Below are 13,246 nucleotides of genomic sequence, written 5' to 3'. Positions count from 1 at the left end.
TAGAACGACTTGAAAAAACCAAACTATGTAAAGTAATGTAAAAAAATTGAATTTAGTTCGTAGTAAGGACTTTAGTCCTTAAGAGAGGACTAAAGTCCTCACTACAAACCTTTAATTATTTACACCGTTCTACTTAGTCGAGGGCATTGGGCATTGGGCATTGGGCATCGGGCATTGGGGTAAATATTTCTCCCTTGTCTCCCTTGTCTCCCTTGTCTACCTTGTCTCCCTTGTCTACCTTGTCTCCCTTGTCTCCCTTGTCTCCCTTGTCTCCCTTGTCTACCCCTGCCCCCTGCTCCCTGCCCCTACCTCCTGCCCCTACTTCTCAACCTTAGTCATACAGCCAAGTATTGGCAGAAAAATCATCTTGAGATTCGCTTTGCTGTACGGGCATTTGTTCAGGTGTGCGGTGAGATTTTCTATAGCTAAGAACTGGTTTATAACTTTTTGGTTCTGGTTGTTTTTGAATTGCTACTTGCGCTTCCTGTTTTGCTGCTTTAGTTGCTTCCTTGAGTGCTTCCTGTTCTTGTTTTAAAGTTTGACTTTCTTCTATCAGTTGAGAATTAGCTTCTGCTAGTTGCAGTGCTGTTTTTTTCGTGTCGTAAAGTTCCTTTGTCAATCTTTCTACGGAGGTTTGTTGTTCAGCTAAGGCTGATTGTAACTCGACTATTTGCTGTTCCAGAGTTTTTTCATGTGCTTGAGATGCGGCTAAACTAGTTTGTAACTCTTTGATGGTTACTTCTAAATCGGCTTTAGTGGGATTAGTGCGTTTAGCCGTCGATGGTTCAGGTGTTTGTTTACTGCTTTCTGCTGGGGTTTCTGTATCTTCTGTAACTGCTTCAGCCGTGACTTCAATTGCAGATTCGTCGCCTGTGGGTGTAAATTTTTGTGCTTCTTCTTGAATTAAGTCGGAAAGATTGTGTTTTCTAGCCATTATTTCCTCCAATCACGCTGTAATTCTTCCGCTACCCGGCGGTAGTCTGATTCCGCCTCTCTAGCATTTTTGCCTCGCCACTGATTAATTGCTACACCTTCCAAGGCTGCCCGTTCGTGGGCTTTATAGATCCGAATAAAAGACTTACAAGCCGGAATCCCTAGCCTTTGGAGAGTGTTTTGGGCTTCTATTGCTTCATTTATACTCCGTGTATCAACCTTTGTCAGTAATACCCGATGGGGAACACCAGCCGGCACAACAGCGGCCTTAACTGTCTCAATTAGGGCTGCTAAGTCCATTGCGGCTGGCGGTGTCGGTAACACTAGATAATCTGCGATCGCTACTACAGTTGCCAAGGCTTCGGAATGCAGCGCAGGCGGGGTATCTACTACTACTAAATCGTAACCTTTAATTGCTTGCAACCGACTTAAAAGTTGAGGATTTGTTTCTTGGGATAAGTCAAATCCCATACCGTTCTGATTCCGCCCAAACCACCAGCTAGCAGAACCTTGAATGTCTGTGTCTACTAGAATAACTTTTTTCTTTTTCCCAAACTGGGCAGCTAAATTAATTGAGGTAGTCGTTTTACCGACTCCTCCTTTACCGTTAAGAATAGCGATGATTTTTGGCACTTGTGACTCCCGACCCTGCCTTACATGAATATACCGCTTTCTTCTATGGAAATTTCAAAATTGTTATGACACTAACTCAAAATCTGCCTAATGGCCCAAAAACTCCTGAACTCATCAGACTTTTCAAATTTATCATTCAACCAATTGAGTATGTGGAAGATTTTGCTCAGGTTTACGGCGATAATTTTACCGTCTGGAGAGAGAACAAGGATAATCAAATCGTCTATTTCAGCCATCCCCAAGCTTTAGAGGAAATTTTTACGGCGGATGCTAAATATTTTGAGACTGGGGGAGGGAATGGGGTTTTAAAGGTGTTGTTGGGTGATAATTCTGTCATTTTACTAGATGGCGATCGCCACCAGCGTCAACGGCAATTATTAACACCGCCTTTTCATGGTGAACGAATGCGGGCTTATGGTCAAGCTATTCAGGAAGTGACTCAACAAGTAACTAACGAATGGGAAATTGGCAAACCCTTTAATATCCGCGCCTCTATGCAAGAAATCACCCTCCGCGTCATCTTGCGGGTAGTGTTTGGGGTGGATGAGGGGGAAATGTTCCAGAAATTGCAGCAATTACTCACTTCCGTCTTAGATTTAATGGGTTCTTCTGTCTTTTCTACAGCTTTATTTTTTAGCTTCATGCAAAAGGATTTAGGTGCGTGGAGTCCTTGGGGGCGAGTGCTGCGCCTGATTCAACAAATCGACGCATTAATTTACGCTTTGATTGCAAAACGCCGGGCTGAACCGGAGGAGAACCGCCAAGATATTCTCAGTTTATTAATATCGGCTCGTTATGAAGACGGACAGCCGATGTCAGATGTAGAATTGCGTGATGAATTAATGACAATGTTGGTAGCAGGACATGAAACTACTGCTTCGGCGTTAACTTGGGCTTTCTATTGGCTGGCGCAATTACCAGAAGTACGCCAAAAGTTGTTAGAGGAATTAACTACCGTTGGCATCAACCCAGAACCAAGTCAAACTGCACGCTTACCTTATTTAACAGCAGTGTGCCAAGAAACTCTGAGAATCTACCCCATTGTCTTATCTGGATTTTTCAGAGTCGTCAAATCACCAATAGAAATTATGGGTTATCAACTACCCAAAGGAACTTTAGTAGTTCCCAGTATTTATTTAGCCCACCATCGTCAGGCTGTGTATCCCCAATCTAAACAATTCCAACCAGAAAGGTTTTTACAGAGGCAATTTTCCCCTTATGAATATTTACCCTTTGGCGGTGGCAATCGTCGTTGCATAGGTTTGGCTTTTGGTCAGTATGAAATGAAAATTGTCTTGGCGACAATTCTATCGCAGTATCAATTATCTTTAGTAAATAAACGTCCGGTGCGTCCGGTTCGTCGTGGTTTAACTTTAGCCGCACCAGCCGGCATGAAAATGGTAGCAACACCTAATGCCAATTTTGGATTTTAGATTTGGGATTTTGGATTGAATGTTGAATATAAATAGTATGGGAAATTCCATCCCATTTTCATGCAGCGTCGCAAAATGAAATTTCAAATACGAAAACCCCAGTTGTTCAAACCGGGGTTTTCAAATTTCACTAGTGTTCATAAATTACATAGAATCGCCACAAATTAAAGCCACAATCACTTTAATTTATGAATTGATTAAATAAACGTTAACTCAAGTTAAGTTGTCCTGTATCGTTCACAGTCAACTTAGCAGCCTCAAGCTTACTCGTTTGAGTTTTGAGACAATGCAATCCACAGGTAAATACTAGAGAGATAGGCTATAGCTAAAATGCAGGTTGTTGATATAAATTCAAAATCGTTCATGACCCTTAATAATAGTTGAAGTGTGTGTAGTGTTGGCAAATTCAATGGCAAAGCTGCAAGTTGTACATTCCTATGCTGGGATGCACCTACAACAAGCTCTCATCCCAAAATTTGGATGATGTAAAGATAATTAGGTCAATAATATTGATGTATTCCCCTGATGAGGTCAATTTCGTTGTCATTCACCCCAAAGGATATCTATCATCAATTGACCTGGCAAATAAATGTAGCCATAGCACGGCCTTCGGGAATTGCTTCCCCAAAGCTAGCTCATCAAATTAAAGACTTGATGGAGATATAAACCTGCAACTAGCCACAATTTCCAGAGAAATCAAGAAAATCTCTCTTTAAGACTGGCACAGTCCAGGTAAAGTCCATTCAGACTTTTTTATTGATCAACAATCCTCAACTCTGTTGAGGTAGATAGCTAAATAACTATGATGAATTGCATTAGTCTGATTTATGACTAATTGTTCATCAAAGCTTACTGACTCTACTAAGCCTAAATTGCTGTATGTAAGTAGTGTAACAAAATTAAGCTTTTATCGCTCTGGGCTAATATTTATAAGGGCTAATGCCGCTTATGACACTACAAGCTATCGTTTAATTTAGTTTTTCTACTTCAGCAGCAACCTTAACTAGGCAGTTAGCATTAGTTAGCCTAATGATATGAGTGCTATCGCTATGTTTTGAACTACCGTTCTTCTATATTAAACCAAACTAGGAAAAAATCACAAAAAATATAATTCTCAAATTGAGTAGTAATTATACTTAACAGTAGAGGATTTATGATTGGGAAATTGCCATGAAAGCTTGAGTTTTAATTTAGTCAGGACTTACGCAACTGGCACAAAGAGGGGGTAAGGCGCAGCCCTACCCAGGGACAATTCAACTCAGACCAAGCACATAAGAATACTTGGGCGTTTGAGTTGCTGAATTAAATAATTAGAAAGCAAATTATGCTTGATTTGATAAACAGTTTGACCAGTTTGATAGGCTAAATTCTTTAATCTAATCCAAACTAACATTGCACAAGCAATATGATTTCTTTGCAGCCTAGCCTTACGACATTGACAAGATTCAATGCCTGTTAATTGTTTAATCTCTCTGTGAAACTCTTCAATTTTCCAACGAATCTTACACACCTGTTGTACAACATCCGTGGAGCTTTGAGATAAATCGTTAGTGGCGATATAATCCGTTCTGTTGGTAGAAACAGTAACCCGGAATAGTTTCACTTTTTTCTCTGGCGGAAACCCTTTAATTTTTATGATTTTACCACATTCTAACTCTTCAGGACTCCACTCTAATAATTCAATACGTTTATATTTTTCTTTGGCAAAGCTATCATCAACTAAGCGATTATTTTTTAAAGGGCAATAATAAATTTTTTCTAAACTATCAATATAAAGCATTAAACTATGTACAGCATACCATGTGTCCATCAAAACAGTATCAAATGGTAAAAGCTTATGATATACAAGGTTTTGCAGCATATCTTTCACATGGTCTACCTTGGTTTTACCATCGATATCAGGATTGAAAATGCGGTAATCTATGACCCAAAATCTTTGAATAGTAGGGTTGACATACACGCAACTAACTACACCAATGCCTTTGACAACACCATGCTCATTACCACTATATTGTCTCCTGACTATTTCTATTTCTTCAGAATATCTTTTATCTAAAACGCTATCATCAAATATTATGTAAGCATTCGTATCCGGCTCAACTACCTCTTTCACGTTATCCCAGAGTAATCGAGGTGTTAACTTTTCTCTCTTCAAATAGTAGTTAATTGCATCATGGCTAATAGTCTCTAAATGCTCTGCCAAATTAGTCATCGTATAATTAATTTGACTACTTAATAAGTATTGGCAGTAATTAAGTTTAGTAAATCTCATTACCGTCAGCAAAATTTATTTCATACAATCTCTAGCTATTTTCTCATGAATATTTTATGTTTTGCTTCCAAGACACCGACTTCTATTGCGAAGACAAAGCTTTCGGAATCAAATTAATACTTATGTACTATAAACTGGCGATCGCATTGTGCCAGTTGCGTAAGTCCTGTTAGTAAAGTCAGGGATTAGCTATTTTCATTGGTAGTTACCGCAAACTAATGTAAAGAAATATATAACGTAGAGTTAGGAATTGAGAAAAAATATTTGAGAAAAATATTTCACCTGCTAGAGAATAAAGCCATTCAGGTATGGTAGTAATGATTTGCTATGAGCGTACAAATACCAAATTTGAATCACCCCAAGTTTTGTGTACGATCGCTGGTTAAACCTTTGTGTAATTTCTTGAGTCAAGGTAGTGATTATGAGCAACTATGAGCAGATTTTCGAGGCCAAAAACACCACAGAAGAAACCCTCAGTCCAGAGGAAGCAGTAGCAGCGATCGCAGTTGTAAGTGCGATCGCTGATTCTACAATAGAGGAAGTGGATGGTGAGGGTTTAGCAGGTATTCTCTGGGAATTTGAAGTATTTGCCGAATATTCAGAAGAGGAAATCCTAGAAATGGTTGATGAACTGATGGCTATTGCCGAAGAGGAGGGAGTTGGCACTTTATTAAACACAGCAACTCAATCCTTACCTGAAGAAATGGTTTGGGATGGTTTCGCTTCTGGAGTCGTGATGCTTTTAGACGAAGAAGAACTAGTCATTCCTTCAGAGAAACAGCCTTATCTGAAAAAACTCCAACAAGCTTTGAAACTTAGCGATGAGGAAGCACAAGAAATTATCGAAGAAGTAATGGCGGCTTTCCAAGAAGATGATGAAGAATTTCTAGATGACGAAGATGACACACTAGTCACGGGAGACTCTAATTAGCCACTGCAAAAATCAACAATTGCTTTCTAGGCTGTTGTGCAGGGGGCAGGGGGCAGGGTGCAGGGGGGCAGGGGGCAGGGGGCAGGGGGAGAAAATTATCAACATTCCACAAGGTGGCACACCAACATCAAAAAGGTAATTTGGCTAGCACAAATATCCGTGCTGGTTTTTTTATGTGCATTTGTTGAACCAAAAATTGCTCAGGGTTTAGACAACACACCGCTTGAGTGAACCATCCGCATAGAGTTCTAAAGGCACTAGCTCTAGTTTGCCGTTGACTTTTACTTGTGAATATACTACTTTCACTAGGGGGGCTTGGTTTTGGTTATAGCGTAGAGACATAATGGCTCTCCTACCTTTGATAATTTATTTACAATCAACTCGCTTGGTTGACACTTTCATAAACGAGTTTTAATGCTGATTACTGTTTGGGAAGAATTATTGCTGATACTTTATATATAACCCCAACAATGTGAAAATTAGGTATCAATATTTCTAAGTATTGATAAAGATTTCACAAAGTTTTTAGATTTCCTTATCACTACTTCACAATTTGGCAACTAAATGCTCACTCAAGAGAGATAATAATAAATCCCCCACACCCTCAGCTGTAGCACCAATGACCATGACAGAACTTGTTGTGGCTTGGCTGACATAATTGACTTCACGGCTACAGGGTACTATTCCGCAAGCTCCTATTAATAAAATTATGACCACAGCGATCGCATCTCAAGCCCGTCTGGAGTATTACTATCAGCAAATCAAAAGCATTATTTTGACGCGTCAGAATCCCATTACTGGCTTACTACCAGCTAGTACAGCCATAACTGCCCACGGAGATTACACTGATGCTTGGGTGAGAGATAATGTTTACAGCATTTTGGCAGTTTGGGGGTTAGCCCTGGCCTATCGCAAGGTAGATGAAGATCAAGGACGTACCTATGAATTAGAACACAGTGTGATTAAATTGATGCGTGGTTTGTTATTTGCAATGATGCGACAAGCCCACAAAGTCGAACAATTTAAGCACACTCAATCACTCTTAGATGGCCTTCACGCCAAATATAATACAGCCACAGGTGATATTGTGGTTGGTGATGATGAATGGGGACATCTGCAATTAGATGCGACATCAATATTTTTATTGATGCTGGCACAAATGACTGCTTCAGGATTGCAGATAACTTATACGATTGACGAAGTGAACTTTGTCCAAAACTTGGTTTATTACATTGGACGCGCCTATCGTACCCCCGATTATGGCATTTGGGAACGGGGGAATAAAATCAATCATGGCAGTGCAGAGTTAAACGCCAGTTCTGTAGGCATGGCCAAAGCAGCCTTAGAAGCTATCAACGGACTAGATTTATTTGGAGTGCGGGGAAGTCAAGCTTCTGTTATTCATGTATTGCCCGATGAAATTGCTCGCGCTCGCATTACTTTAGAATCATTATTACCAAGGGAGTCTGCATCTAAAGAAATTGATGCCGCACTCTTAAGTATTATTAGTTATCCCGCCTTTGCGGTGGAAGATGTGCAGTTACGCGAACGCACACTTAAGGATATTGTGAATAAACTCCAAGGTAAATACGGCTGCAAACGCTTTTTGCGGGATGGACACCAAACCGTTTTAGAAGATACCCAAAGACTGCACTATGAGCCTTGGGAATTGAAACAGTTTGAGCATATTGAATGTGAATGGCCGTTATTTTTCACTTATTTAGCCTTAGATGGGTTATTTCGTGGGGATAAAAAGCAAACTAAATTTTATCAAGAAAGTTTAGCCAATTTATTAGTTGAGCGGGATGGTTTGCATTTATTACCCGAAGTTTACTATGTCCCGGCGGAAAATGTGGAAGCTGAAAAATTAGTTCCCCAAAGTCAGCCTCGTTTACCGAATGAAAATATTCCCTTGGTATGGGCGCAAAGTTTATATTTTCTCGGTCAAATGCTCAGTGAAGGATTATTAGCCCTGGGAGATATTGACCCTTTAGGTAGACATTTGTGTGTTGGTAAAAATCGGGAAGCTTTAGTGCAAATCGCTCTACTAGCAGAAGATGAAGAATTACAAGCAAAACTAGAAGTACATGGCATTGAAACCCAAACACCCAAACAAGTAGCCCCAATTGAAGTTAGAAAAGCGGGAGAACTTTCCCAGATTTACACACAAATTGGACGCAATGATAAACTCGGTTTAACTGGGCGGCCTGTACGACGACTGCGGAGTTTAACAACATCGAGAATCTTCCGTATTCAAGGGGAAACAGTCGTATTTTTACCATCGTTTCTAGATTCCCAGCAGTTTTATTTAACTCTAGATTACCATTTTTTGGTAGATCAAATTAGGAGTGAGTTGGCGTATATTCAACAATATTGGAGTGATTTAGGTCGTCCCACTTTAACTTTAATGTTAACCCACACCATTTTAGAAACTGGTTCTGAGGCTTTATTAGCACTGATGCAGGAATTGAAAGAGGGTGTATGTAATGGTGTAAAAGTTAAATTAGGCCGATTAAATCAACTAATGCTGACAGCAGGAATCCAAAGAATTGATTTTCTGCAAGAGGGAGAATTTACCCAATCGGCAATGCAAAATGCTGCTCCACATTGCTATTATTTAGCTTATCATCCTGGGAAAAGTTGGCGATTGGGGCATACACAAGAATTTCAGATGGAATGTGAGACTAACTTAAACTTGTTATTGTCATCTCTGCGTTCATCAGAAAATCTTTATGAGCAAATTGAATTATTGCAGACATTGACACGGTTGCAAGGACTGGAGTTTGATACCGGGTTTGGGGGGCCAGATTATCCCGTGAGTGTAGCTTACTTGCTAGATGAAGTCTACACCAAAGCTGGAGATGCAGGTCACTGGGCAGTAGTGAGGCGGGCGGCTGGCTTGCGTCAGATGGTTGATATTGGTTTATCGGATGCGGTGACGATTATTTTGGTGCGGGGTAAGCAAATTGCTGTGGGTAGGGCTTATAGTGAAGCGTCATTGATTACTGTGCCGATGCCTCATAATGAGATTGTGGAGAAAATCAATAACTTCTGTCGTGAGGATATCCGCGATCGCGTTTTAACTCAAGAAATCCTCATCTATCTTAGTATTCTGATCAAAACCGAGCCAGAATTATTTCAAGGACTACTTACCCTGAGAGTCGGCTATCTCATCCTCTTAATTACTAGCGAACTAGCGCGAGAGTTGCGGGTAACTCAAGATGAAGCCTATGAACAGTTAATGGAACTCTCACCCTTTGAAGTCAAGAACCGTTTACATCAAGTTTTAAGTGCTTATACAGGGATGAGTAACTTATTGCGTCAGCAGGAATCACTGCACGTTAAGCAAAAAGAAAGTGATATTAATTGGGTAGTGTTACCTGTAATTGAAGAAGAAACAGCAGCAGAAGAAATTCCTGTAGGTGGTTGGCGACGCTTCCGCCAAGCTGAAGGCGCACTCAACCGTGTTCCAAAAAATTTCTTTCAGCAGGTGTGGTTATTAATGCACCATTGTAAGGGTGTAGTGATTGGCGATAAACTAGAGCGGCGCAATCGTTTAGAAAGCGATGTGATGATTTCGGAGATGACAGCCGGCGAGAAAAATTTTGCTTTATTAGTCGAGCATCTGTTAAATAAAATCGAAGCCCCAGAGTATCGCCATGTTAACATTGAAGCACTGATGGAACTAGGAGCGATCGCCTCTAAAAATCCCAGCCTGCAAATTGAAGAATACATTGTCTTAGATGTGTTAATTGGTCATGCGGTGCGTTTAGCTTGGTTAGAAACACACCCAGAACGCGGCGATCGCTATGATGAAGATAAGGCTAGTGCATGGCGACATTTTTACAACACTTCCCCCAGAGACTGCACTATTTATATCCTCAAAGCCTTTAGATTCCTCACCAAGTTTGTGGAGGAAGTTCCTAGTTAAGTAGAACCTGACTTTTCACGGTATCTAGAAAACCCCTCTCCATAGAGCGAAGCTCTTCTCGTAGAGTACCTCTCCTCTACCAATGTAGAGACGTTTCATGAAACGTCTCTACATATTCCCCCTTCCCTACCAGGGAAGGGGGCTAGGGGGTTAGGTTTGGCGTAAGCCAGAAGTAGAACAGGGTAAATAATTAAAGGTTGGTAGTGAGAACTAAAGTTTTCTCCGAGAGGCTACGCCAACGCATAGCGTGTCATAGACAGACGCTCCCTGAACAAACAAGGACTAAAGTCCTTACTACTAACTGAATCCTATTATTTTTAGTTACAAATTAATTGCAGAGTAACAATAAATCAAATTACTGTATGTAAATATACATTTTCTCCAATCAAATCTCAAGTTACCAGGAAAATTACATTTGAGTATTAAATTTTACCGTCTAATTATCTTGATTCATGTGCAACAGCGAGATTTTGGCTGAGTATTTTTGATCAGAGATGCGATCGCAACGTCGCTTACTGATACGATATACGAAAGCATATTTTAAGAATTTGGAGATTAAGAAGAATTTATCCCCTTAAATAATAAATATCTCAGAATGATATTTATTTGCAGATGACAAATTATTGGTGAATGCCTCATTGGAATATGTTTCAGAGATTGGACAAATTAGAAATTAATTCGGTTTTCCTGGATGCTACATCATTAATTTTCACCACTTATGCAGTTAAAAAAGCCTAAACATAGCACTACATAAACTCAACTAGAGAGGAAGACAAAATGTCAAATAGCTCAGGGTTGTATATCATACTAGTCAGTGTTCACGGCTTAATTAGAGGAAATAATCTAGAGTTAGGACGAGATGCTGACAACGGTGGACAAACAAAATATGTAGTCGAACTAGCGTGTACATTAGCTAAACACCCCGACGTAGAAAGAGTTGACTTAGTAACTCGTTTAGTCCAAGATCCAAAAGTTAGTTCTGACTATGCCCAACCAGTAGAAGTTCTCTGTGATAAAGCCCAAATCGTTCGTCTAGCCTGTGGCCCCCGGCGTTACCTCCGCAAAGAAGTTCTCTGGCCTTACTTAGATACCTTTGCCGATGAACTACTCAGACACATTCGCAAAGTCGGTAAAATCCCTAACATCATTCATACACACTACGCTGATGCAGGCTATGTAGGTAGTCGGGTTGCAGGGTGGTTAGGTATACCCCTTGTGCATACAGGTCACTCTTTGGGACGAGTGAAACTGCAACGCTTACTAGAACACGGAACTAAGCAAGAAAGTATCGAGGAAAACTTTCACATCAGCACCCGCATCGAGGCAGAAGAAATTACCCTTGGTGGTGCAGCATTAGTCATCGCTAGTACTCATCAAGAAGTTGAAGAACAATACAGCATTTATGACCGCTACCAACCAGAGAGAATGGTAGTAATTCCTCCCGGTGTAGCTTTAGAACGTTTCTACCCAGCAGCTGAAGATTGGCCAAATCCACCGATTTACGAGAAATTACAACGATTTCTGCAAGACCCCTACAAACCGATGATTACGGCCATTTCTCGTCCGGCGATTCGGAAAAATGTCAGTACTTTAGTCAAAGCTTTTGGCGAAGATCCCCAACTGCGTGAGTTAGCCAATTTGGTAATTGTGCTGGGAAATCGAGATGATATCACCACAATGGAATCAGGCCCCCGCCAAGTTTTGACGGAAATCTTGCAATTAATCGATCGCTATGATCTTTATGGTCATGTTGCCTATCCCAAACATCATACCTCCGATGATGTACCCGATTTATATCGGCTCACAGCAAAAACCCGGGGCGTTTTTATCAATCCTGCTCTCACCGAACCCTTTGGATTAACTTTGATTGAAGCTACAGCTTGTGGTGTACCCATTGTTGCCACATCTGACGGTGGCCCACGGGATATCATTGGAGCTTGTGAAAATGGCTTACTGATTGATCCTCTGAATATTCCAGACATCCAAAATGCACTGCGAACAACTTTAACCGATGCTCAACAATGGCAGCGTTGGTCTAAGAATGGCTTAACTAATGTCCGTCAGCATTTCTCTTGGGAGAGTCACGTTGAGCAATATCTAGAAAGAGTCCGCCGCTTCCCCCGACAAAAGGTACAATCTTTACTCAGTCCTCTGGTAGCGTCTCCAGCTTCTGAACATCCAGGTTGGAATATACCTGATACTAACCGTTTACCAACAGCCGATCGCTTTCTAGTTACTGAAATCGATAACACACTCCTTGGTGATCAACAAGCCTTAGAAACCTTGATTGCGCGCATACGTCAAGAAGGACAGACAACTGGTGTGTGTATTGCCACTGGTCGCAGTCTCGAAAGTGCCTTGAAGATGTTGGAAGAATGGCAGTTTCCTATGCCAGATTTACTCATCACTTCCACTGGCAGCGAAATCTATTATGGGCCACAGATTGTCACAGATACGAGTTGGCAAAAACATATTAGTTATAATTGGCAACCAGAGGCCATCCGGGAAGCAATGAAGAATATCCCTGGAGTGGAATTGCAACCAGCAGAGGCTCAAGGCAAGTTTAAAATCAGCTACTTTGTCAATCCCAGCATATCGCCCAGCTACCGGGAAATTATCCGCCATTTGCGCCGCCAACAACTTCCTGTTAAGGGAGTTTTCAGCCATAATATGTATCTGGACTTGTTGCCCATTAGAGCCTCGAAAGGAGATGCCCTACGTTATATTGCCTTAAAATGGGGTTTACCTGTGAAACGCTTCTTAGTCGCAGGGGCATCAGGCAATGATGAAAGTATGTTAGCGGGTAATACCTTAGCTGTGGTTGTTGGTAATTACAGCAAAGAAATCCAGAAATTACGCGGTTATGCCCAGATTTATTTTGCTCAAGGACACTATGCTTGGGGAATTTTGGAAGCACTAGACCATTATGACTTTTTCGGGAATCTGTCTCAAACTCAGCCGGAAATGGTTGTAGCCTAATCATCTTGTTGACCGAAAATCAATGGCGCGCAAGCCCCTAGATTCATCTATGGGGATAAGCGTCTAGGCGATTTTAATCGCCGTCCAACATGGTATGATTGGCATAGCTACATAAAAGAAAAGTAGCTCACCTA

At 40.9% G+C, this 13,246-nt stretch carries 8 protein-coding genes; 4 read left to right on the top strand and 4 right to left on the bottom strand.

Features of this window, described 5'->3' with window-relative positions; genetic code table 11:
• Positions 1 to 331 precede the first annotated feature (331 nt).
• Together ACPZ3T_RS20405 and ACPZ3T_RS20400 are read right to left on the bottom strand one after the other, a co-directional pair.
• Positions 332 to 934 carry a hypothetical protein gene (locus ACPZ3T_RS20405; protein WP_490271272.1) on the bottom strand — a complete coding sequence of 201 codons (603 nt, stop codon included), beginning with the start codon at positions 932 to 934 and terminating at the stop codon, positions 332 to 334.
• Entirely contained in the window at positions 934 to 1,566 is a 633-nt protein-coding gene (locus ACPZ3T_RS20400) for a ParA family protein (RefSeq protein WP_490271271.1), read from the bottom strand. The genes ACPZ3T_RS20405 and ACPZ3T_RS20400 overlap by 1 nt, the downstream gene beginning before the upstream one ends.
• A 65-nt stretch (positions 1,567 to 1,631) precedes the next feature.
• Between ACPZ3T_RS20400 and ACPZ3T_RS20395 the strand changes: the two genes are divergently transcribed.
• Positions 1,632 to 2,999: a cytochrome P450 gene (locus ACPZ3T_RS20395; RefSeq protein WP_490271269.1), complete on the top strand. Its 1,368-nt coding sequence runs from the start codon at positions 1,632 to 1,634 to the stop codon at positions 2,997 to 2,999.
• Positions 3,000 to 4,257: 1,258 nt separating this feature from the next.
• On the opposite strand, the gene ACPZ3T_RS20390 is transcribed toward ACPZ3T_RS20395, so the two are convergent.
• A complete protein-coding gene (locus ACPZ3T_RS20390) occupies positions 4,258 to 5,271 on the bottom strand; it encodes an IS701 family transposase (RefSeq protein ID WP_490277297.1) in 1,014 nt (337 codons plus the stop codon).
• 421 nt (positions 5,272 to 5,692) lie between these two features.
• Here ACPZ3T_RS20390 and ACPZ3T_RS20385 point away from each other — a divergent pair, with 421 nt between their 5' ends.
• Complete coding sequence (locus ACPZ3T_RS20385) at positions 5,693 to 6,202, top strand: tellurite resistance TerB family protein (protein ID WP_490271268.1); 510 nt, start codon at positions 5,693 to 5,695, stop codon at positions 6,200 to 6,202.
• 207 nt (positions 6,203 to 6,409) lie between these two features.
• Here the strand turns inward: ACPZ3T_RS20385 and ACPZ3T_RS20380 are convergent, their stop codons facing one another.
• Positions 6,410 to 6,544, bottom strand: a complete 135-nt coding sequence (locus tag ACPZ3T_RS20380; RefSeq protein ID WP_490271267.1) for a hypothetical protein — start codon at positions 6,542 to 6,544, stop codon at positions 6,410 to 6,412.
• Between the two features lie 367 nt (positions 6,545 to 6,911).
• Between ACPZ3T_RS20380 and ACPZ3T_RS20375 the strand changes: the two genes are divergently transcribed.
• Positions 6,912 to 10,133, top strand: a complete 3,222-nt coding sequence (locus ACPZ3T_RS20375; protein ID WP_490277296.1) for a phosphorylase b kinase regulatory subunit alpha/beta — start codon at positions 6,912 to 6,914, stop codon at positions 10,131 to 10,133.
• Positions 10,134 to 10,910: 777 nt separating this feature from the next.
• Complete coding sequence (locus ACPZ3T_RS20370; protein WP_490271266.1) at positions 10,911 to 13,112, top strand: HAD-IIB family hydrolase; 2,202 nt, start codon at positions 10,911 to 10,913, stop codon at positions 13,110 to 13,112.
• The last annotated feature ends 134 nt before the right edge of the window (positions 13,113 to 13,246 follow it).

This window comes from Aliinostoc maniaoense (genome assembly GCF_058172895.1).
The sequence above is the reverse complement of the archived record's forward strand: the minus strand, read 5'-3'. Positions and strand labels throughout refer to the sequence as shown.

Bases quoted from the DNA above. Each gene is read 5' to 3' on its own strand.
- ACPZ3T_RS20405 (WP_490271272.1), bottom strand. From the start codon at position 934: ATGGCTAGAAAACACAATCTTTCCGACTTAATTCAAGAAGAAGCACAA.
- ACPZ3T_RS20395 (WP_490271269.1), top strand. From the start codon at position 1,632: ATGACACTAACTCAAAATCTGCCTAATGGCCCAAAAACTCCTGAACTC.
- ACPZ3T_RS20390 (WP_490277297.1), bottom strand. From the start codon at position 5,271: ATGAGATTTACTAAACTTAATTACTGCCAATACTTATTAAGTAGTCAA.
- ACPZ3T_RS20385 (WP_490271268.1), top strand. From the start codon at position 5,693: ATGAGCAACTATGAGCAGATTTTCGAGGCCAAAAACACCACAGAAGAA.
- ACPZ3T_RS20380 (WP_490271267.1), bottom strand. From the start codon at position 6,544: ATGTCTCTACGCTATAACCAAAACCAAGCCCCCCTAGTGAAAGTAGTA.
- ACPZ3T_RS20375 (WP_490277296.1), top strand. From the start codon at position 6,912: ATGACCACAGCGATCGCATCTCAAGCCCGTCTGGAGTATTACTATCAG.
- ACPZ3T_RS20370 (WP_490271266.1), top strand. From the start codon at position 10,911: ATGTCAAATAGCTCAGGGTTGTATATCATACTAGTCAGTGTTCACGGC.